At 71.5% G+C, this 16,235-nt stretch carries 31 protein-coding genes; 2 read left to right on the forward strand and 29 right to left on the reverse strand.

The features are described 5' to 3' along the window. The 4 genes from ACERZO_RS49365 to ACERZO_RS49380 form a co-directional block, all read right to left on the reverse strand. The gene (locus ACERZO_RS49365; RefSeq protein ID WP_372672985.1) at positions 1–1,647 is read right to left on the reverse strand and encodes a hypothetical protein; all 1,647 of its coding nucleotides are present in this window, start codon (positions 1,645–1,647) and stop codon (positions 1–3) included. Next, positions 1,644–2,039, reverse strand: coding sequence for a hypothetical protein (locus ACERZO_RS49370; RefSeq protein WP_372672986.1), 396 nt, complete (start codon positions 2,037–2,039; stop codon positions 1,644–1,646). The genes ACERZO_RS49365 and ACERZO_RS49370 overlap by 4 nt, the downstream gene beginning before the upstream one ends. 535 nt (positions 2,040–2,574) lie before the next feature. Continuing rightward, positions 2,575–2,796: a hypothetical protein gene (locus ACERZO_RS49375; RefSeq protein ID WP_372672987.1), complete on the reverse strand. Its 222-nt coding sequence runs from the start codon at positions 2,794–2,796 to the stop codon at positions 2,575–2,577. A 173-nt stretch (positions 2,797–2,969) separates the two neighbouring features. Next, positions 2,970–3,494, reverse strand: a complete 525-nt coding sequence (locus ACERZO_RS49380) for a hypothetical protein (protein ID WP_372672988.1) — start codon at positions 3,492–3,494, stop codon at positions 2,970–2,972. Positions 3,495–3,641: 147 nt separating this feature from the next. Here ACERZO_RS49380 and ACERZO_RS49385 point away from each other — a divergent pair, with 147 nt between their 5' ends. Then, positions 3,642–3,863 (forward strand): hypothetical protein, encoded by a 222-nt coding sequence (locus tag ACERZO_RS49385; protein ID WP_372672989.1) that lies wholly within the window; start codon positions 3,642–3,644, stop codon positions 3,861–3,863. A gap of 2 nt (positions 3,864–3,865) precedes the next feature. On the opposite strand, the gene ACERZO_RS49390 is transcribed toward ACERZO_RS49385, so the two are convergent. The 7 genes from ACERZO_RS49390 to ACERZO_RS49420 all read right to left on the reverse strand — a co-directional run bounded on the left by ACERZO_RS49390 (position 3,866) and on the right by ACERZO_RS49420 (position 6,821). Then, positions 3,866–4,141, reverse strand: a complete 276-nt coding sequence (locus ACERZO_RS49390; RefSeq protein ID WP_372672990.1) for a hypothetical protein — start codon at positions 4,139–4,141, stop codon at positions 3,866–3,868. After that, positions 4,134–4,355, reverse strand: a complete 222-nt coding sequence (locus ACERZO_RS49395; RefSeq protein WP_372672991.1) for a hypothetical protein — start codon at positions 4,353–4,355, stop codon at positions 4,134–4,136. Before ACERZO_RS49395 ends, ACERZO_RS49390 begins: the two co-directional genes overlap by 8 nt. After that, positions 4,348–4,749 (reverse strand): hypothetical protein, encoded by a 402-nt coding sequence (locus ACERZO_RS49400; protein ID WP_372672992.1) that lies wholly within the window; start codon positions 4,747–4,749, stop codon positions 4,348–4,350. The genes ACERZO_RS49395 and ACERZO_RS49400 overlap by 8 nt, the downstream gene beginning before the upstream one ends. Before the next feature lie 57 nt (positions 4,750–4,806). Beyond that, positions 4,807–5,475: a hypothetical protein gene (locus tag ACERZO_RS49405; protein WP_372672993.1), complete on the reverse strand. Its 669-nt coding sequence runs from the start codon at positions 5,473–5,475 to the stop codon at positions 4,807–4,809. A gap of 58 nt (positions 5,476–5,533) precedes the next feature. Continuing rightward, positions 5,534–6,259: a hypothetical protein gene (locus tag ACERZO_RS49410; RefSeq protein WP_372672994.1), complete on the reverse strand. Its 726-nt coding sequence runs from the start codon at positions 6,257–6,259 to the stop codon at positions 5,534–5,536. Between the two features lie 96 nt (positions 6,260–6,355). Then, on the reverse strand, positions 6,356–6,571 hold the full coding sequence (locus ACERZO_RS49415; RefSeq protein WP_372672995.1) for a hypothetical protein: 216 nt from the start codon (positions 6,569–6,571) through the stop codon (positions 6,356–6,358). Positions 6,572–6,641: 70 nt separating this feature from the next. Continuing rightward, positions 6,642–6,821, reverse strand: a complete 180-nt coding sequence (locus ACERZO_RS49420) for a hypothetical protein (RefSeq protein WP_372672996.1) — start codon at positions 6,819–6,821, stop codon at positions 6,642–6,644. Positions 6,822–6,910: 89 nt separating this feature from the next. On the opposite strand from ACERZO_RS49420, the gene ACERZO_RS49425 reads away from it, so the two are divergent. Then, positions 6,911–7,162: a hypothetical protein gene (locus tag ACERZO_RS49425; RefSeq protein WP_372672997.1), complete on the forward strand. Its 252-nt coding sequence runs from the start codon at positions 6,911–6,913 to the stop codon at positions 7,160–7,162. On the opposite strand, the gene ACERZO_RS49430 is transcribed toward ACERZO_RS49425, so the two are convergent. The 18 genes from ACERZO_RS49430 to ACERZO_RS49515 all read right to left on the reverse strand — a co-directional run bounded on the left by ACERZO_RS49430 (position 7,140) and on the right by ACERZO_RS49515 (position 16,204). Then, the gene (locus tag ACERZO_RS49430; RefSeq protein WP_372672998.1) at positions 7,140–7,268 is read right to left on the reverse strand and encodes a hypothetical protein; all 129 of its coding nucleotides are present in this window, start codon (positions 7,266–7,268) and stop codon (positions 7,140–7,142) included. The genes ACERZO_RS49425 and ACERZO_RS49430 overlap by 23 nt on opposite strands. 86 nt (positions 7,269–7,354) lie before the next feature. After that, positions 7,355–7,921, reverse strand: coding sequence for a hypothetical protein (locus tag ACERZO_RS49435; protein WP_372672999.1), 567 nt, complete (start codon positions 7,919–7,921; stop codon positions 7,355–7,357). Further along, entirely contained in the window at positions 7,918–8,040 is a 123-nt protein-coding gene (locus ACERZO_RS49440; protein ID WP_372673000.1) for a hypothetical protein, read from the reverse strand. The genes ACERZO_RS49435 and ACERZO_RS49440 overlap by 4 nt, the downstream gene beginning before the upstream one ends. Continuing rightward, positions 8,037–8,300, reverse strand: a complete 264-nt coding sequence (locus tag ACERZO_RS49445; RefSeq protein ID WP_372673001.1) for a hypothetical protein — start codon at positions 8,298–8,300, stop codon at positions 8,037–8,039. The genes ACERZO_RS49440 and ACERZO_RS49445 overlap by 4 nt, the downstream gene beginning before the upstream one ends. Further along, positions 8,297–9,049, reverse strand: coding sequence for a hypothetical protein (locus tag ACERZO_RS49450; protein WP_372673002.1), 753 nt, complete (start codon positions 9,047–9,049; stop codon positions 8,297–8,299). The genes ACERZO_RS49445 and ACERZO_RS49450 overlap by 4 nt, the downstream gene beginning before the upstream one ends. Continuing rightward, positions 9,046–10,095, reverse strand: a complete 1,050-nt coding sequence (locus ACERZO_RS49455; RefSeq protein WP_372673003.1) for an HNH endonuclease — start codon at positions 10,093–10,095, stop codon at positions 9,046–9,048. Before ACERZO_RS49455 ends, ACERZO_RS49450 begins: the two co-directional genes overlap by 4 nt. Before the next feature lie 37 nt (positions 10,096–10,132). Further along, positions 10,133–10,795, reverse strand: a complete 663-nt coding sequence (locus tag ACERZO_RS49460) for a hypothetical protein (protein ID WP_372673004.1) — start codon at positions 10,793–10,795, stop codon at positions 10,133–10,135. Positions 10,796–10,875: 80 nt separating this feature from the next. Then, positions 10,876–11,148 (reverse strand): hypothetical protein, encoded by a 273-nt coding sequence (locus ACERZO_RS49465; protein ID WP_372673005.1) that lies wholly within the window; start codon positions 11,146–11,148, stop codon positions 10,876–10,878. After that, positions 11,145–12,086, reverse strand: coding sequence for a DNA cytosine methyltransferase (locus ACERZO_RS49470; protein WP_372673006.1), 942 nt, complete (start codon positions 12,084–12,086; stop codon positions 11,145–11,147). The genes ACERZO_RS49465 and ACERZO_RS49470 overlap by 4 nt, the downstream gene beginning before the upstream one ends. Continuing rightward, entirely contained in the window at positions 12,083–12,448 is a 366-nt protein-coding gene (locus ACERZO_RS49475; RefSeq protein WP_372673007.1) for a hypothetical protein, read from the reverse strand. Before ACERZO_RS49475 ends, ACERZO_RS49470 begins: the two co-directional genes overlap by 4 nt. Before the next feature lie 11 nt (positions 12,449–12,459). Continuing rightward, complete coding sequence (locus ACERZO_RS49480; protein ID WP_372673008.1) at positions 12,460–12,939, reverse strand: hypothetical protein; 480 nt, start codon at positions 12,937–12,939, stop codon at positions 12,460–12,462. Between the two features lie 11 nt (positions 12,940–12,950). After that, complete coding sequence (locus ACERZO_RS49485; protein WP_372673009.1) at positions 12,951–13,286, reverse strand: hypothetical protein; 336 nt, start codon at positions 13,284–13,286, stop codon at positions 12,951–12,953. Next, positions 13,283–13,942, reverse strand: a complete 660-nt coding sequence (locus tag ACERZO_RS49490; RefSeq protein WP_372673010.1) for a hypothetical protein — start codon at positions 13,940–13,942, stop codon at positions 13,283–13,285. The genes ACERZO_RS49485 and ACERZO_RS49490 overlap by 4 nt, the downstream gene beginning before the upstream one ends. Before the next feature lie 8 nt (positions 13,943–13,950). Further along, the gene (locus ACERZO_RS49495; protein WP_372673011.1) at positions 13,951–14,520 is read right to left on the reverse strand and encodes a hypothetical protein; all 570 of its coding nucleotides are present in this window, start codon (positions 14,518–14,520) and stop codon (positions 13,951–13,953) included. Continuing rightward, positions 14,517–14,939 carry a hypothetical protein gene (locus ACERZO_RS49500; RefSeq protein ID WP_372673012.1) on the reverse strand — a complete coding sequence of 141 codons (423 nt, stop codon included), beginning with the start codon at positions 14,937–14,939 and terminating at the stop codon, positions 14,517–14,519. The genes ACERZO_RS49495 and ACERZO_RS49500 overlap by 4 nt, the downstream gene beginning before the upstream one ends. A 148-nt stretch (positions 14,940–15,087) precedes the next feature. Beyond that, positions 15,088–15,339 (reverse strand): hypothetical protein, encoded by a 252-nt coding sequence (locus ACERZO_RS49505; protein ID WP_372673013.1) that lies wholly within the window; start codon positions 15,337–15,339, stop codon positions 15,088–15,090. Further along, a complete protein-coding gene (locus tag ACERZO_RS49510) occupies positions 15,339–15,773 on the reverse strand; it encodes a hypothetical protein (RefSeq protein WP_372673014.1) in 435 nt (144 codons plus the stop codon). Before ACERZO_RS49510 ends, ACERZO_RS49505 begins: the two co-directional genes overlap by 1 nt. A 128-nt stretch (positions 15,774–15,901) precedes the next feature. Continuing rightward, positions 15,902–16,204: a helix-turn-helix domain-containing protein gene (locus tag ACERZO_RS49515; RefSeq protein WP_372673015.1), complete on the reverse strand. Its 303-nt coding sequence runs from the start codon at positions 16,202–16,204 to the stop codon at positions 15,902–15,904. Positions 16,205–16,235 lie beyond the last annotated feature (31 nt).

Here is a 16,235-nt window from a genome sequence, read left to right on the forward strand (position 1 = left end):
TCAGCTGAAGCCGTACATGGTGTGGGAAATCCCGTCGGTCTCCGGCTCTGCAGTCAGCGCGTCCGCGCGGGCTTCGTACGCCAGCGCGTCACCAACGACAGAGTCGATCTTCCGGCTGGAATTGGGGTGTTCCTTGGCCACGAGCCGGTGCGGGCCCTTCTTACGGACCTGCGCGTTGCCGTAGTGCTCGATCGCCAGCGGATCGCCGTCGTGCCAAATCTCGCCGACCTTCAGGCCGGTGTGCAGCCGGTCCAGCGCTGCGGCCATCTGCACGTCCCGCCGGGTCTCCCACGCGACCACGCGGTCTTCGCCGAACTCGTCGGCGAGATCGTCGATGTCCGACCGCCACTCGTGCGGGTCGAAGTAGCCGCGCTTCACCCGGTACCGGCGGTAGGTCTCCCGGATCGTCGCCAAGACGTCGCGCCGAGGGACCTCCCAGCCGATGCCGTCGATGCCGGCCGGCTTCGGCCATGCCCCGATGCGGAACAGGAAACCGTCCGACATCCGGCAGCCGCGAAGCACCGTGGTGTCGTCGTTCAGCGAGCCGTCGAACCCAACGGTGATCTCCTCGCCCGGCAGCACCACCGCCATCGGCCGGGGGCGCGTGTCGCCCTCGAGCGGTTCGGCGATCACCGACTGCCGCTCGTAGACGTCCTTCGCGATCCACGCGTTCTGCCCCGACATCGGCCGGTTCAGGTAGTAGCGCGCTGCCGTCGCCTCGTCCGCGCACTTGCGCGGGTCCTTCATCGTGGCGTAAACGGCCTCCGGGTCCATCCATCCGGTCTTCGGATCCATCGCGGCGCCGTACACCTGCTTCAGCTGCGCGATCGTGTGCGCCTTGTCGTTGATGTCGATCCGGCCTCTGGCCTCGCGGTGGTCCACGAAAACCGACGCCGGCAACTCACCCTTCCGCCACGCGGTCAAGGTCTCCTCGAACACCGACTGCTCACCCGGCCGGTACGCGGTCGACGTCTGCAGCGCCCACGGGTCCGCGATCATCCGCTTAGGCAGGTTCCGCATCACCGTCGCGTACATCGCCTTCAGCTCCCGCAACACGTACAAGTGGGACTCGTCGGGCACGACGAACGTTTCCTTGCCGCCGTCCTTCGACGCCGAGCCCGACGTGCACGCCCGGATCTCTCCGCCGTCGGGCAGGTACACCGCCGATGCCGACTGGTACTTCCGGATCCCCGTCGAACCGCCGTAGATCTCCGGATGGACGTCCGGGCCCCACTCGCCGGCGATGAACGCGATGTTCTCGAACGTGTTCCCGGCTTGGGACTCCTCGGTCGCCAGGCACTTGATCAGCGGGGACCGGACCGGCCGGCCGACCGGCTGCCCGTTCGCGTCCCAGCCGTCGAAACGGACCGGCGCGAACCCCTCGGCCGTGCCGATGTGCCCGGCGATCTCCGACTTCGACCGGCCCTTCGGGCGCGACAACACCGCTTCCTGGTAAACCCGCCGTCCGGTGACGGGGTCGATCCGGTAGCACTCGATGACGAAGTCACGAATCTCGTCGTCGTAGTCCAGCGGCTCACCCTGGACGTCGCCAGGCCCGTGGCAGCAGTACGCGTGGATCCAGTCCAGGACCTCGTACCCCAGGGAACACACGTGCCCGTCGAACAGCGGCCCAGACCAGCGCTTCACGTCCCCGATTTCGCGGCGCGCGCCCGCTCGAGCGACGACACGACGCCGGCGCCGCGCGTCGGCGACGATCCGCGCTGGACCTGCGGGCGTTTGCCGGTCGCCTTGTCCGGCAGCCGCAGCGCCACGATCAGTTGCTTCAGCGCGTTGCCCTGCTGCCGTGCCTCGACCCACGCAGGGTGCGCGACCGGCTGTCCCTTGCCGTTGTCCAGCATCACCGGCTCGGTCCGGCAGATGTCGTCGAGCAGGTCGAGCCGGTCTTTCGTCCGGCACGCCTCGACCGCCATCTGCCGGGCCGGATTCAGCTCGTCCGACAGCGACGCGTCCTGCGTCAACAGCGACTGCCACAGCGCCCGGCCGCCCTCGGCCAAGCCGTACGGAACGGTGCTCTCCACAACGGCCTCCCTCGCGCGCGAGTGCTTAGCGGTGTCTGGACTGCGAGAGACCTCCCCGGCGGTCCCGGAGTGATCGACTCCGAGGGGGTACCCCCCAGGGGTGTCGAGGGCCGGTGATCATCTCCCGGCGCGTGGTCGGCGGCCGTTGCTCACCAACATCACGTCATCGCGCGTTCCACCCACCCGGCTGCGCCCCCGCCGTGTCCGTCGAGTGGCAGCCATGGCACAGGCCGCGCCCGTGCGCCGGGTCGTTGGCGTCGAGGCCACGGTGCACCAGCTCCCGACGACTCAGCGGCCAGTGGTCCGCGTGCACCGACGGATGCTGACCGCATCGGGTGCAGACCGGATCGCGCTCGAGCACGCGGGCCCTGAACCGTGCCTCGTGGTCGTGGTCGTACCCGCGCTGCCTCGCCCCGCCGCGCGCCCGGTCTGCAGTGCGGCGACAGTCAGGGCACCGGCTGGTCCCCCGTGGCACCAGCACCGGGCAGCCGGGTCGTGAGCATGGCTTGCGTGCCGGCAACTCAGCTGCCCCCGCTCAGGTGTCGATGTGGGCGGTGCGCTCGAAGTAGTCGGGCGGCCGCTGCTGCGGGTGGACGATGAAGGTGTTGCCGTCGCCCGGCCGTGCCTCGGTGGCGCGCATCGCGGTGCGCCAGCTGGCGTGCCGAGTGACCGTGGTGGCACCGGGCATCCCGAACCCGTAGGCGCGCTCGAAGCGCAGCCAGCGGCCGTCTACCTTGCGGATGGTGTGGCGCTTCACTGGCACCTCCCGGCACGCGTGACCCGGGAGCGCGACGCCGCGCGAGGTAGGCGCACGGCGTCGCGCTCGACCGGGGATACGAGGAAACCCCCGCTGGCCGGTGGCCGGGCGGGGGTTTCGTGCGGGCACAGCTCCGCGTGGTTTGTCACATTAGGCGCCTCGACAGGCACCTGTCAAACGGCGGTGGTCACGTCGATCTGCTCGAGCACGTCGGCCAGCCGGTACCGGCCGTGCTCGTCCGGGGTGATCTGCCCGCGGCAGCGCCACTGCCGGACGCGTGTCGCCTTGACCGGGCTGCCCCACTCGCGCGTCTCGCGCTCGATCTCGGCCGGCGTGAGCCACGTCGACTCGACGTACTCGCGGGCGGCGTGCACCGACTCGGCGCGAGACAGCCACTCGCCGCAGTGCTCGCACTGGCCGGCGACCCGGTCGAACTCGCACGCCACTGGCTGCCCGCATGGGCACAGGCCAAGCGGCACCATCGTGGGGTTCTCGATCATCCGCATTGCCTTCGCTTCCAGCTCGAGGTACTCGCCACCCAAGGGCAGCCCGTCCCACAGCAGGTCACGCAGCTCGAGCGCGTCGAGGTTGATCGGGGGCGCCGAGCTGAACCCGGACTTGGTGCCGATCGCACCCGGCCCGCTCGTCACCGCCGTACGGGCCACCACGTGGTTGAGGAATTCCAGGACCTGACTCAAACGAACGCTCCCGCCTACCTTCGGAAACACTGGTCCCGATCATCGTAACCGGCAAAACGGGTACGCCAGTTAGGCGACAGCGTGCGCGCTGACCACTCCACGCGGCACCGCGGAGCAGCACGAACGCCCGTCGCCTACCCTCGATGCATGGCCGGCTCCGAGTCGTTCTCCGTGACCGTGATCGAAAGCGACCACGGGGCGCCGACGCTGTTCGTGCACCGCCAGAATCACGAACTCGCGAAGTGGACGACGTTCAGCGCCGGCGACGACCACGACGAGACGTTGAGCCGGTTGGGGTTCGAGCGGTTCGGCGAGTGGTCGACCGACGCGCACGGGGCGCGCAGCTGCGCGGCCCGGCGCGCCGAGTAGCCCTACTTCCGCTCGTCCCTGGTGCCGGGTGACGGGCCGATCTCGAGGCACCGGGGACAGTCCACCGTCTTGCCCTCCCCCTCAAGCACGAACCGGTGGGCACGCTGGCCGCACCGGGTCGTCAGCTGCACCATCGGCCCCGGGTCGCCGGCGGCGAACAGCCAGTGCGTCCAGTCGCTCGGGTGCGGCCGGCCGACGGTCTGCGCGCACTTGTCCGTGCCGACGGGCGCCGTGACGATGCCGCCGTCCCACGTCAGCCGAGCGATCACGTCAGCCACGGTCGCCCCCCCCCGGCAGCTCGCGGCGAAGGTCTACCGGCCCGTGGAACCGCAGCGAGCCGTCCGCCTTCAGCTCGGCCGTCGTCGCCGGAAAGTCGACGCTGCGGGCGTAGCCGTCCCAGTGGTCCAGCTTCGTCCACGCCCCGGCGGAGATCAGCTGCAGCCACGACGACCCGCCGGTGCGGACGGTCAGCTCAACAGGTACGTCAGCCACGGTCGGTCTCCTCCGGCCAGTCGTCCCACTCCCCCGGCTCGGCGACGGCCGGCGTCACCTCGTCGTCGTCCGGCCGCGGGTTCGGCGCGGCGAACGCGAGGCCGTAGACCCGGCCATCCGCGTCCGCCACGCGCAGCTCCTGCACGCCGGAGTCCAGCCGGGCGTACCGCGCCTGCAGCTCGCCGGCCGCCGCAGGCACGTACCGCTTGACGTCGATCTCGGTCAGGCTGCCGCCGAGGTCGACGCGGACCACCGCCCACACCTCGGCCGTCTCCTCGTCGAGCGCGACCCGGCGCATGACGGGCTCGTTGAGCGTGACCGGCGTCGGTCGGCCGGCGTTCCGGTTGGCCACGTCGGCAGCGATCAGCGCGGCGAGGTTGGACAGGTCAGGCATCGGGGTTCGCCTCCTCACGAGCCGCGGTCGCGGCGCGCACAGCGGCACGGTAGCCGGTCACGCCTCGGCCCACCCGGCGCAGGTGCAGTACTCCTCGACGGCCTCGGGGTGCTCGAGCGCTTCGCACAGCGGGTAGTGACCGAGCAGCTGACGGGCGCGCTCGCACTCCATCCGCGCCCGCCTCATACCCTGCACGTACAGCCACTCCGCGGACTCCTCGCCGTCCCGCACCGGCAGGAAGGTCTCGGCCCCGCCGATCAGGTACGCCGCCGTCCGACGCACCTCCTCGTCGTCGAACCCCGAGACGCTGTCCGCGCCCATGCTCACGGCGTCCGCCGGCACGTCGTCCGGCAGCGTCACCGGGTGCGCGCTGCCCGCCGAGACGTCCATCCCGGCCCACACGAACACCACCTGGTGGTCCGGGAACGCGACCGACGCCGCGTCGGCGATCGCGCGGTAATCGTCGGGCGCCCGCTCGGGGGGCACGGTCACCACCACGACGTCGCCCGGCGACAGGTGCAGCTGTTCCGCCAGCGACGCGACGACGCCGCCCGCGCGCGCCTCCATCAGCCGCTGCGCATCCGGCCCGGCGGTCGTTGTCACGAGTACCGGCGGGCGCGGCGACGACTCGCGCAGCGTCGCCATCAGCTCGGCAGCCGCGGTGTCGAACGGGACATCGTCGGGCAGCTCGTACTCGACCAGCACGGCGTAGTTGGTGGTCCCCACGGTTCCTCCTGTGGTTGGGCTGGCGGCGCCCGGGTGGCGCCGCCAGCGTCGGGTGTGGCTACCGGGCGGGGGCTGGCGCCAACGCCAGCCGTCCGGGGCGTTCCTGGCGGAGCTTCTCCAGCACCTGGCGCACCTCGTGCTCGGACACGTCGAGCTGGCGCGCCAGCACGCTGCGACCCGGCGGCCGGAGCCCCGCACGCTCCGCGGCGGCGATCATCTCGGCGACCTTCGCCGTGATGTCTTCGCTGGTCACCAGGTCGCCGCCAGGTTCTGGCGCGGCCGTCGCCGGGTCCTGGTGGACCGGCTCCGGCTCGTGGTGCGGCTGCTCCGGCTCCAGGCGGGCGGGCACCAGCTCGACGACCTCGGGCGAGGCAGTCCGCACCAGCAGCGCGCCGAGGTGGACCAGCGCCGCCAGGAACGCGGGCGGGATGCTGGCGACGATGCTCGCCAGCAGCCAGTACCGGCCGCCTGTCAGCCCGTGGTACACGGCGTTCGCCGCCACGCTGGTGGCGATTGTCACCAGCGCCAGGTTCCGGGCGTAGTTCAACGTCTCCCGCGGTGCGCCCTGGCCGAGCCATACCAGCGTGCTGGCGACGATGGCGACGTCGATCGCGACCGGCAGCAGGGCGGACACGTCGACCGTGAACGGCAACACCGGCAGCTCGACCGTCGTGTATCCGACCAGCCGCGCGAGGCCGGCCAGGCCGGCGTAGCTGATGACCATCGACGACAGCGCCGAGACCACAATGCACAGCCAGGCCGAGACCCTGAACATGCGACTCATCGGGGATTGGGTCCTTTCGATCTTGGGGTGTGACGGAAGTGGTGCGCCCCGCTCGGTCACGGGCCGGCGGCGCCTACGCGCGGCGGGGGCGGACGATCAGTGAAGGACGACGTAGAGCGGCATGACGGCGTTGTCGGCGATGTTCGGCTCGTTCTCGTATTCGTGCACCAGGTCCAAGCCGGGACGGCCGTACTGCGCGTACAGGTCGTCTACGGCGTCACGGGATTCCCATCGGGGGTAGGCGTCCAGCACGGCGGTGGCCGTGGCTGCCTGCTCTACCTCGACGCCGAACACGAATGGGCTGACTCGCATGGTGGCTCTCCTGTCTGGTGTGGACGACGGGGCTGGGGCGCCCCCGGCCGGGTGGCCAGGGGCGGCGGGGCTACTTGTCGTAGTTGTCGCGGAGGTAGCCGGCGACCCCGCCCCGCCAGGTCTTCTCGATCTTGTTCAGGACGCTGGCCTTGGGGGCGTTGACGGCGCCGGGGTAGCGGTCGGCGAGCGTGGCGCGCATGTCGCTCAGCTCGTCTTCGGTGACCTCGGGGGTGGTGGGCTGCTCGGCCATCTCGTCCTCCTAGTTTCGCTTCCCTGTTGCGATACACGGTATCGCATTACCCATTGGGTGCGCAACAGGGTTGCGCTACTCTGTTTCGCATGACCGCACTCGACGCGCTCGACGACGCCGCCCGCCGCTACCGCGAGACCAAGAAGGCGCACGACGCCGCGACCGAAGCTGTTGCAGCCGCAGCGGTCGCCGCGCTCAAGGCCGGCGAGCGGCCCAGCGACGTCGTCGAGCACTCGCCGTTCACCGCCGCGTACGTCCGCCGGATCGCCCGCGAGGCAGGCATCGAACCGGCCCGCCCCGGCCCCAAGCCGCGCACCGTCACGCCGCCCGCCGCCGACTGATCAAGTAGTCCTTGAGCGTCGGCCGCGGGTGATCCTCCCGATAGCGCTCCATCTCCCACTCGTAGCCGCCCGTCACCCGCTCGGCCTGCTCGTCGTAGAGCCGCACGGCCTCACGGTACGACCGGACAACCTCGGCGTGCTCGACACTGCACGGGTGCTTCCGGCACGGCGACCGGCACGGGTCCAGCGACGTCACTGCCCGACCGCCTTGAGTGCGGCCGTCACGGCCTGATGCGTCGGACACGGGTGCTCGATCGGGTCGCCGACGCAGTCGTGGCACCTCATGCAGTACCGCGGGTCGCCGCCGTGGTCCGTGTCCGGCACGTGCTGCCGCCGCACCTCGTGCAGCGCGTCCAGAAACCGCACCACCGCCGCGCGGTTGGCGTCGGCGCGCTGGCGCGCCCGAGCGTCCTTCACCCGTACGTCGAGTTCGTCGAATCGCGCCACGACGTGCCCCCGGAAGTACAGGACCCTTTGCCGCCACTCCGCATACCGCCTGTGCGCCTCGGCGAACCGCGCCCGCGAGACGGTGCCCGCCTCGACCTCCGCGCGCAGCGCCGACAGGGACGTCCGCCGCGACTCCAGGTCCACGGCCAGCTTCCGCACGATCCGGTCGAGCGCCGCGTGGACGGCGAACGCGTCCACCTCGGCCGCCACAAGCTGTTGCCAGGACAGGACACTCCTGGTGCGCAACGCCTCGAGCGCGCGACGGTCCCACTCGTCCTCCTCCGCCGTCGTCGGCGTCAGGTACTGGCTCACCGGCCCTCCCGGTCAAGTCGTTGGATGGTGCGGGACTTCGCGGCCCGCTCGCGCGCGGCCTCCCGCGCCCGCAGGAACGCGGCGTACACGCGGACGATCGCGCTGACGGGGTCGCTCATGCGGCACACTCCGCGCACAGCCACGCCCCCGCCGACGAGCCGCCACCGACGAGCGTGATCGGGTCGCCGGGCTGGATCTGCTCGGCGCAGTTCGGGCAGCGCCCGGGGTACTTCGCCTCGATCGTCGGCCCGTCGCCGTCCTCGACGTCGTGCTTCCGGCCCTCCAAGTCGACGACGTCGATCACCGACTCGGCGTGGCCCAGGCAGTGCGCGCACTGGCTCACGAACAGCTCGGTCCGCTCGCAGCGTTCTTCAGTCACCGGACACCGCCTTGCAGCTCGGCGCGCACGCGCTGCACCTGCTGCGAGCGATGGTGGTTCTGGGTGGCCAGCGGGTGGACTCCGCGAGGTGCCGCGGGCACCGGCTCGTCGAGCACGGCCACCGCCGCGCCGATCTGTGCCCGCAGACGGGCGATCTCGGCGAACAGCGCGGGATCGGCCAACAGCCCGGCGTCCGCTACGGCAGCCTGACGACGCCGGTACAGCGCCCGCGCCGGCTCGCCGAGGTCGGCCCACCGGGCGCCGTCCGCCGAGCTGTCACAGAACACCTCGGCCGCCCGCTCGATCACCTCGGCGCGCGTCGGCACCGCCGGACCGGGAAGCACCTCGACGACGTCGCCCGTCCGGTCCAGCATCTCGACCCACGGCAGGTGCGGCGACACCTGTTCCGGCATGAACCACAGGCCGTCGTGCCCGCGCGCCCACCGCCGGCGCGCCGGGTCCCGCACCTCCGTCACGCCGTCCGGCTCGGCGTCGCCGATCTCGAACGCGCGCGGCCGGTCCATCCGGTACCCGACTGCCTTGAGCGCGGCTCGCACCGACGCCTCGACGAGCCGACACACCGCCTCGACCGGGTCGCCCGCCTTGGTCGCCTCGATCACGGCGGGCAGCGACGCCGGCCCGTCGCCGACCGCGACCCACACGGGGTGCTCGCAGCTGTCGAACGGCTCTGCGCTCGGCTCGAACACCTCGGCGCCCGCCGGGGTTTCGGTCATGTGGTCTGTCGTCACGGTGCCTCCAAGGTGGCTACTCCGGCGGCGCGAGGGTCGTCGGGCTGGGGTGGGTGTCCTGCGTGCAAATCCGGGAACGGGCGGGGCTCCCGGAGGTAGGGGCTTCCAGGGCGGCCAGTCAGCCGCGGGGGTGGCGGTCCAATGGGGACGTTGGGCACACGGTCCGTCGTAGGTGCCGGTACCCCGGCACCTACGACGAGCCCGTCCCCGTCCCGTCCGGGAGACGTCGAGACCTGCGACGCGCGCCCGTCCTGTCGCTGCTCGGCGGGCGCGCCGGTGCCGTGCTGCTCGGCGCGTTCGTGCACGTCGGCGTCTTCGGGGGCTGGTGTGGTTGCTGCGACAGGGGTTGCGACGGGACTTGCGTCCGGACCTGTGACGAGACCTGCGACGGTCACAGGTCTCGTCGTAGGTAGCTCGCGGAGGATCATGCCGGCCTGGTTCGGCGTCCGCTTTCCCTTGCGGCGGTTGCATCCGCGGCACGAGACGACGAGGTTGTCCATGCCGCCAGCGACTTCCGGGTCCACGTGGTCGTAGGTCAGGCCGTCGTCGGACACGCGGTCGCTGAACTTGCAGTAGCGGCCGCAGTACCGGCACGTGTCGCTGTCCCTGACGCGGACGGCCTCCTTCAGGCGCGGGTCGCGCAGCTCCCGTGACTTCGCCTTGTGGACGTCGTTCTCCTGCTTCGACGGGTTGCGGTCGAGATAGTCGTGGATCAAGAACTCGTAGTCGGCCTTCCACTCGCGGCCGTCGAGGCACGGGCACTGCGGCGGCCGGCCGCGCTCGTCGAGCTGGTGCAGCAACGGGGCGCGCTCGAACTTCGCGCGCAGCAGCCGCCGCGTGGACGCTGCCGTGCCGTACAGGTCCACGGCGTCGCGGGTCACGAAGCCGTCGCTGCCCGCTGCACCGACCCACGTCAGCAGCTGAATGAAGTGCCCCAGGGACGCGTTCCGCTGGTCCTTCGCGCGGTCGCCGGTGACGCCGTCGTCGACCAGACCGCGGATCTTGAGGGACATGGGCAACCGGTCGTCGAGCTTCACCCACGCCATGGGGCACCGCCACTCGGCCGACGGATCAGGATCAGGGTCATGCGGCGGGCTCGGCCCCTGCGGCTTCCGCCGCGCGGGCGACGTTGTCGTCCTCGGCGGCGTCGGCGATGCGCCGCAAGGCGCGCTCGACCGAACTCACCGACAGACCGATCGCGGCGGCGATGGCGTGCGGCCCGTTGCCGGCGGCGGCCAGCTCGGCGATGTGCGCGTCGCGCTTCGCCGCGGCCTCTCGGGTGCGGTCCGGCAGCCCGTAGTAGCCGCGGATGAGGTTCACAGCCTGTCGGCGGATCTTCAGCCGACGAGCGATCTCGGCGTCCGGGATGCCCTGCTGCGCCAGCTTGATCACGGCCTCGTCGTTCGGACCAGGCTTCCGCTTGCGCGGCGCGTTCTGCTCGGTGCGGTTATGGCGGGCCGGGTCGTAGTCGAGGTGCAAGCCGATGGTGCCGCCGAGCGCGTCGCACCACTCCGGCACGCGCGGATCCGCCATCGCGGCCAAGTGCATGGCTGCGGCCAGCAGCCGGGTGGGGCTCTCCTCGGCCCACCGGTTCAGTCGTCCCCAGATCTGTGCGGGGTCGTAGTGGCGGATGTCGCGGACCAGGCGCGCGGCGTCGGTGTCCGCCCGCTGCGCGCGCTGTGTCGGGTTGCCGGTGAGCTTCGGGACGTGCCGCAGGTCGCGGTTCTTCTCGGTTTCGAAGTCCATGGGTGATCACCTCCAGGTGGTCAAGTCGAGGTCGGCCCGGCGCGGGTCGGGACCGCGCCGGGCCGAGATCGGGTGCAGGGTCAGGGCGTGTCGTCGCCGAGCGGCAGCCGGCCGCCGTAGAACACCGACGGGAACGGGGCGCGGGCGTGGCGGCGGGTCCAGGCCGCGCGGACCTTGCCGAGCGTGTCGGTGCCGGGGTCCCGCTCGTCGCCGTCGTCGTCGGTCACGTCGAAGTGGCGGAGCCCGCTCGGGTCGTCGGCGACGTGCTCGACGAACACGCCGTGCTCGGCGAGCGCGACGCCGGCAGCGGCGATCGCGGCGGGGTCGGCGGAGATCACGAAACGGACGGTCATGCTGCGGCCTCCAAGCCGGTGGTGCTGATCAGGGGGGCGAGGATGGCGGCGGCGAGCTGCGGCGGGATGGCGTCGCCGACCTGCTGATAGCGGGCGCCCTCGGTGTCGCCAGCGAACGGGTAGTCGGCCGGGAACCCCTGCAGCACAGCGGCTTCGGCCACGGTCGGCCGGCGGTTGCCGATCTTGGCGCGGCACTTGGCGTTGCCGAACACCTCGGCCCCGCCGGTGCGGGTGCCGCCGCCGGTGACGGTCCAGGCGGGCCGGTCGGTCAGGCCCCACCCGATCGCCTCGTGCATCGTGATCGCGTTGGGCAGGCCAGGCTCGGTGCCGTACATGCGGCGGTGCGTCGGCGCCGGAAGCGCGGCGGCGATGCCGTCGCGGCGAGCGATCAGCACCGCGCGGCGGCGAACTTGCGGTACGCCGTACTGCTCGGCCGACAGCACGCCTGTCACCACGGAGTAGCCGAGCTGTTCGAGGTGCCCGCCGATGTGCCGCCACAGCGGCAGCGCGCCAGGGACCTGCTCGCAGGCGATCCAACGCGGGCGGAGTGCGACGGCCCAACGCATCGGCTCGGCCGTGAGGTGCGAGCGCGGGTCGTGCCACTCGACGTCCGCGGGCTGCTCGCCGCGGGCGAACGCGTCGATGCGCGCCTCGACCGCCGCGCGGTCGAGCTTGCCGCCGCCGCGGCCGCTGATCGAGTACGGCGGGCACGGCGGCGAGATCTTGAGCCCCTGTGTCCGCCCGGCGAACGGCCGCGGGTCGAGCTTGGACACGTCGGCCTTGATCCGCTGATGCCCGGCCGCGGTCGCCGTGCGGCACGGCGCGTCCTCGATCTCGACGGCCTTCATGGGGCCGGTGAACCCGGCGAGACGCGCGCCGCAGTCCCAGCCGCCGGGGCCGCCGAACAGGCCAAGGGCCTCTTCGTCGGCGCTGCTCATGCCGGCACCAGCTCGGCGGACATCTGGCGCGCCATCTGCTCGACCTTCGCCAGCTCGACGACGCCGACCATCCTCGCGTCGACCAGTAAGCGGCGGTCGAGTTCGACGAGCACGGACACGCGGTGCCCGGCGTCGACGACGCCGGTGGCCTCCAGCTGGCCGGGGCGGTTGATGGTCCGGCGGGCGTTGACCTTGACGTTGCCGAGGGTTCGCACCCACTCGTGGAACAACGGGACCTCGCCGTGCGGGAGCGTGAGCGTCAAGCCCATGCCGTTGCACGAGAGGCCGGCGAAACGCTCGTCGGTGATGTCGTGGGACTTCGCGTGCCCGATCAGGTCGGACACGATGCCGAGGTTGCTCATGGTCTGTCCCTTCAGGACTCGGTCGATGCGGGCGCGGGGCGGAGCGTCGAAGCCACGACGAACCCGTGCGGTCGGCCGTCCGCGGGGGCGTCGAGCTTGATCCGCGTGATGCCGCCGATGCGGCCGGCGTACTCGCCGATGTGCTCGGCGTCGTTGTCGTGCAGGCGAAGGCCGCGCACGCGGTCGCCCATCTGCGGCTGCCAGTTCGCCACCGAGTCCACGACGGTGTCGACGACGTCGGCGTGCTGCGGGAGGAGACGGCGGATCTCGGCGATGGCGTCGCGCAGCCGCTGCGCTTCCTGCTCGGCGCGGCGCTGCTCGGCTTGTGCGGCGCCGATCTGCTGGCGGAAGTCGGCGCCTTCGGCGATCGCCCTGGCGTGCAGGAACATCAGGACCCGGGTGCGGCGGCGCACCTCGGCGTCGCTCAACTCCGGAGCGGCGGGCCGTCCCCGCTTCTTCTTGCCAGCGGGGGCCGGTTCGGTGGTCGTCATAGCAGGTCCCTTCAGGCGTCGTCGGGTTCGCGGTGGTGGTAGTCGCCGACCATGTCGAGGTAGACGAGCCCCCACGCGTGGTGCAGGAACGGGATCTTCGCGGGCGGGCGCTGGTCCCATGTCTGGATCAGCCAGCCGTTCTCGTAGTACTCGGCGCGGGTGTTGGTGACCCGGCCATGGCATCCGCGGGTACCGTCACCGCACAGGTGCACGATGTTGGTCGGATCCCAAGGGCCGAACTTCCGCGTCAGGCGATGGTGCATGGTCTCGGCGCGGACCAGGCCGCAGATCTCGCACAGGCCGGACGACCGTTCGCGCACGATGTCCCTGCACAGCTTGATGTTCACGCCTTCTCCAAGTGCGTCTTGAACACCCGGAGCGTGGCGGCGTCGGCGGTGGCCCACTCGGCTTTGCCGTTGGCCCAAGCGTCGAACTCGCGCAGCACCGCGATGAAGTTCTTCTTCCTGCGGTGGCCGAGCTTCTGGATTTCCTTGCGCAGCCTGTTCGCCATCCGCACGGCCTCGTCGAGCGCAGCGCCGTCGTCGGCGGGCGTCTGCGCTGACTGCGGCTGTTCGGGCTTCCACAGGCCCAACGCCACGCGGAACCCGCGCATCGCAGCGATCCGGATCGCGTGCCCGATGGTGATCAGGGTTGCGTCGCCGCCCTTGTGCCCGTCCGCGTGGCCGTAGCCCTTGCGGCGGACGTCGCCGACGGTAAGGACGATCCACAGGCCGCCGTAGTCGTCGAACAGCGGCAGCCCGTTCGGGTCCAGCGCCATCGGTTCCCAATCCCACTCGGGGTCGACCTGAAACAGCCTCTCGGTGACGTAGGCGTGCCCGACGAACCGGTGATGGTCATGCGCGGTGGTGATGGTCTGGCCGCACGTCTCGCAGAACTCGGTCGTGTGCTCGGCGCACTCGCGGTGCTTGCAGGCCCGGCACGAGATCACCGGCTTCAGGCCGATTGCCTCGTCCGGGAACGGCGCCGCGAGTGCGTCGCGCATCTCCTGATTCACTCGGCGTCCTCGGCGGCCGGCTCGTCGAACAGGTTGGGCAGCTTCACGGCGCCGGAGCGGACCAGCCCGGCGACGACCGAGGACACGTCGTTGTCGCCGAGGAACGACACCCGGGACTCGGCCGCCGCGGCGAGCCGCACGCCCGGCACGTCGGCTTCGCCGCCCGGTCCGGTCGGTGCGCCGGCGAGGTTCGAGGCTTCCATCACCGCGGCGCGCAGCTTCGGCGCGACGCGGTCGCGCGGCGTCAGCAAGTGTTTGGCGTGCTGGAAAAGAACAGCCTTCACCTCGTCGAGCGGCCCCGTGATGTCGGCGTCCATCTCGACCGACTCGGGGTAGTGCTCGCGCACCCACGTCAGGAAGGCGTCAGCGTCGTGAACCTCGGCCTTCCTCTTCGGGTTCGACATCGACGCCGCGCCGAGACGAGTGTGGCCGTCCGGGGCGTACACGCTCTTGGTGTCGCCGCGGTCCATGACCTTCTCGGCTTCGGCCCGGACGGCGTCGTAGTAGTCCTCGGCCTTCTTCTTCTGCAGCGAGGCCGCGGCCAGTCGCCACCACAGTTCCTTCACTGGGCCGCCCCGGCCTGGATCTTGCGGACGACCTCGGCGAGCCGCTGGCCGGACAGCGTCAACGGCTTGGCGCGGTCGAGCTTCTGGCGCAGCTCGGCGCCGAGTTCGTAGGCGTGGGCGGTCCCGAGGTGCGATGACATGCGGAACGCGACCCCGCGTTCCTCGAAGGCGGTTTCGATGTTGCCGCCACCGTCGTAGCTGGTGGAGATCGCGCAGGTGACGCCGAACTCGACGGCCCAAGCGGCGACGTCCGCAGCTGCGCGCCAGGGGTCGACGTAGGTGTTCATGCCGTTGAGGCTCACGTACGTGCCGTAGACCGAGATCCCGCGCAGCGTCGGCAGTTCGGGGTACTCGGCGAGGATGGCGGCCGCTTCGGTCATCCGGCGGCAGAGGTCCGCCGTGGTCGCGGTGGTGGTCATCGGTCTTCCTTCTGGGATTCGGTGGTGCCGGTCTGGGGGCGGGGGCGGGCGATGAACCCGGGGCCGGAGCACGGGCAGGCGATCAGGCCGCGGATCACGGGGCGGGGGATGCCGCACCGGCCGCACGGGAGCTTCACCGGCGGCGCGGTCACGCGGCGTCCGAGCGGAGCGGGACCGAGTCGACGTCGCGGCGCCAGCCGAGCAGCGCGGCGGCGAGCGGGTCGGCGCCGACCACCGCTCCCCCGCTTCCGAGCGCGGTCACCAGGGCTTCGGACTCGGCGACCGCGTCGAGTTCGGCGAGGAACGCGGCGGCGTCCTCCTCGGACAGGCGCGGCGCCTCGACGGCCACGACGTTCTCGATCCACCGCGCGCCGTCGCGGAACTTCCGGACGATGCCCATCACGCCACCGCCCGCGGGTGCCAGACCTCGACGTGCACGTCTCGACCGCCCGCCTCGTCGAGCAGTTCGCGCAGCACGCCCGGGGCGCAGTGCCCGCACGCGTCCGGCACGGACGTTCGAGCGGTACGGCGGCCGGGCGCGGGGTTCGGGTAGAACCGCACGACCGTGCCGTGTCCGATCTGCTGGCAGTGCGTGCACTGCTCGCGGTCGAGTCGGACCAACGCGAGGACCCACGCGCCGAGGGCGTACAGCTCGGCGGCGATGTCCACCGCGGCGTTGCCGATGACGTCGATGCGGGGCAGCGTCACCGCCTCGACGCCCGGAATGGCGTGCAGGTCCGATGCGCCGAGCTGGCGGGCGGCGATCAAGTCCGCGGCGCGGACCGCGCCGGCGCGGTGGCGGCCGCCACCTGCGGTAGTCTCTGTGCTGATCAAGGCATTGCCTCTCTTCGTGGGAGGTCAGCGGGTCGGTGTTCGCGCACCGGCCCGCTTTCTCGTCTGCGGGGGTTGGACGCCGGCGGGCCGAGCCGGAAGCGGCGGGGAAGAACCCGGCCCGTCGGCAGCTAGGAGGCCCGAGCGATCGGCTTTCCGCGGCTCATCCAGTCGTCGAAGTCCTTGCGCGCGATCGTCCAGTGACCTTTTGCGCCGGACTGGTTGCCCTTCAGCAACTTGCGGCGGAGCGCCAGCAGGACGGTTTCGCGGTGCCGACCCGACTCCGCGGCGACTTCGGCGGTGGTCATCCAGGGCCGGATGAGGACCGCGGTTCCGGTCGCGGCGCCGTCGGGGGCGATCTTCTTCGTGGGCTTGGTGGGCGGCCCGGTGGTCCCGGCGCCGCCGCCGTTGTTCGCGGCGTCGTTCGTGCTCATGTGGATCACAGTAGGGCCAGATTGGACAGAA

The organism is Amycolatopsis kentuckyensis (genome assembly GCF_041679295.1).
Classification (GTDB): domain Bacteria; phylum Actinomycetota; class Actinomycetes; order Mycobacteriales; family Pseudonocardiaceae; genus Amycolatopsis; species Amycolatopsis kentuckyensis_A.

What these genes read in the sequence shown, in the direction of transcription:
- ACERZO_RS49410 (WP_372672994.1), bottom strand. Translation starts at nt 6,259, where the DNA reads ATGAGTCGCATGTTCAGGGTCTCGGCCTGGCTGTGCATTGTGGTCTCG.
- ACERZO_RS49455 (WP_372673003.1), bottom strand. Translation starts at nt 10,095, where the DNA reads ATGGCGTGGGTGAAGCTCGACGACCGGTTGCCCATGTCCCTCAAGATC.
- ACERZO_RS49460 (WP_372673004.1), bottom strand. Translation starts at nt 10,795, where the DNA reads ATGGACTTCGAAACCGAGAAGAACCGCGACCTGCGGCACGTCCCGAAG.
- ACERZO_RS49425 (WP_372672997.1), top strand. Translation starts at nt 6,911, where the DNA reads ATGACCGCACTCGACGCGCTCGACGACGCCGCCCGCCGCTACCGCGAG.
- ACERZO_RS49475 (WP_372673007.1), bottom strand. Translation starts at nt 12,448, where the DNA reads ATGAGCAACCTCGGCATCGTGTCCGACCTGATCGGGCACGCGAAGTCC.
- ACERZO_RS49420 (WP_372672996.1), bottom strand. Translation starts at nt 6,821, where the DNA reads ATGGCCGAGCAGCCCACCACCCCCGAGGTCACCGAAGACGAGCTGAGC.
- ACERZO_RS49415 (WP_372672995.1), bottom strand. Translation starts at nt 6,571, where the DNA reads ATGCGAGTCAGCCCATTCGTGTTCGGCGTCGAGGTAGAGCAGGCAGCC.
- ACERZO_RS49465 (WP_372673005.1), bottom strand. Translation starts at nt 11,148, where the DNA reads ATGACCGTCCGTTTCGTGATCTCCGCCGACCCCGCCGCGATCGCCGCT.
- ACERZO_RS49385 (WP_372672989.1), top strand. Translation starts at nt 3,642, where the DNA reads ATGGCCGGCTCCGAGTCGTTCTCCGTGACCGTGATCGAAAGCGACCAC.
- ACERZO_RS49470 (WP_372673006.1), bottom strand. Translation starts at nt 12,086, where the DNA reads ATGAGCAGCGCCGACGAAGAGGCCCTTGGCCTGTTCGGCGGCCCCGGC.
- ACERZO_RS49490 (WP_372673010.1), bottom strand. Translation starts at nt 13,942, where the DNA reads ATGCGCGACGCACTCGCGGCGCCGTTCCCGGACGAGGCAATCGGCCTG.
- ACERZO_RS49480 (WP_372673008.1), bottom strand. Translation starts at nt 12,939, where the DNA reads ATGACGACCACCGAACCGGCCCCCGCTGGCAAGAAGAAGCGGGGACGG.
- ACERZO_RS49500 (WP_372673012.1), bottom strand. Translation starts at nt 14,939, where the DNA reads ATGACCACCACCGCGACCACGGCGGACCTCTGCCGCCGGATGACCGAA.
- ACERZO_RS49505 (WP_372673013.1), bottom strand. Translation starts at nt 15,339, where the DNA reads ATGGGCATCGTCCGGAAGTTCCGCGACGGCGCGCGGTGGATCGAGAAC.
- ACERZO_RS49440 (WP_372673000.1), bottom strand. Translation starts at nt 8,040, where the DNA reads ATGAGCGACCCCGTCAGCGCGATCGTCCGCGTGTACGCCGCGTTCCTG.
- ACERZO_RS49400 (WP_372672992.1), bottom strand. Translation starts at nt 4,749, where the DNA reads ATGCCTGACCTGTCCAACCTCGCCGCGCTGATCGCTGCCGACGTGGCC.
- ACERZO_RS49515 (WP_372673015.1), bottom strand. Translation starts at nt 16,204, where the DNA reads ATGAGCACGAACGACGCCGCGAACAACGGCGGCGGCGCCGGGACCACC.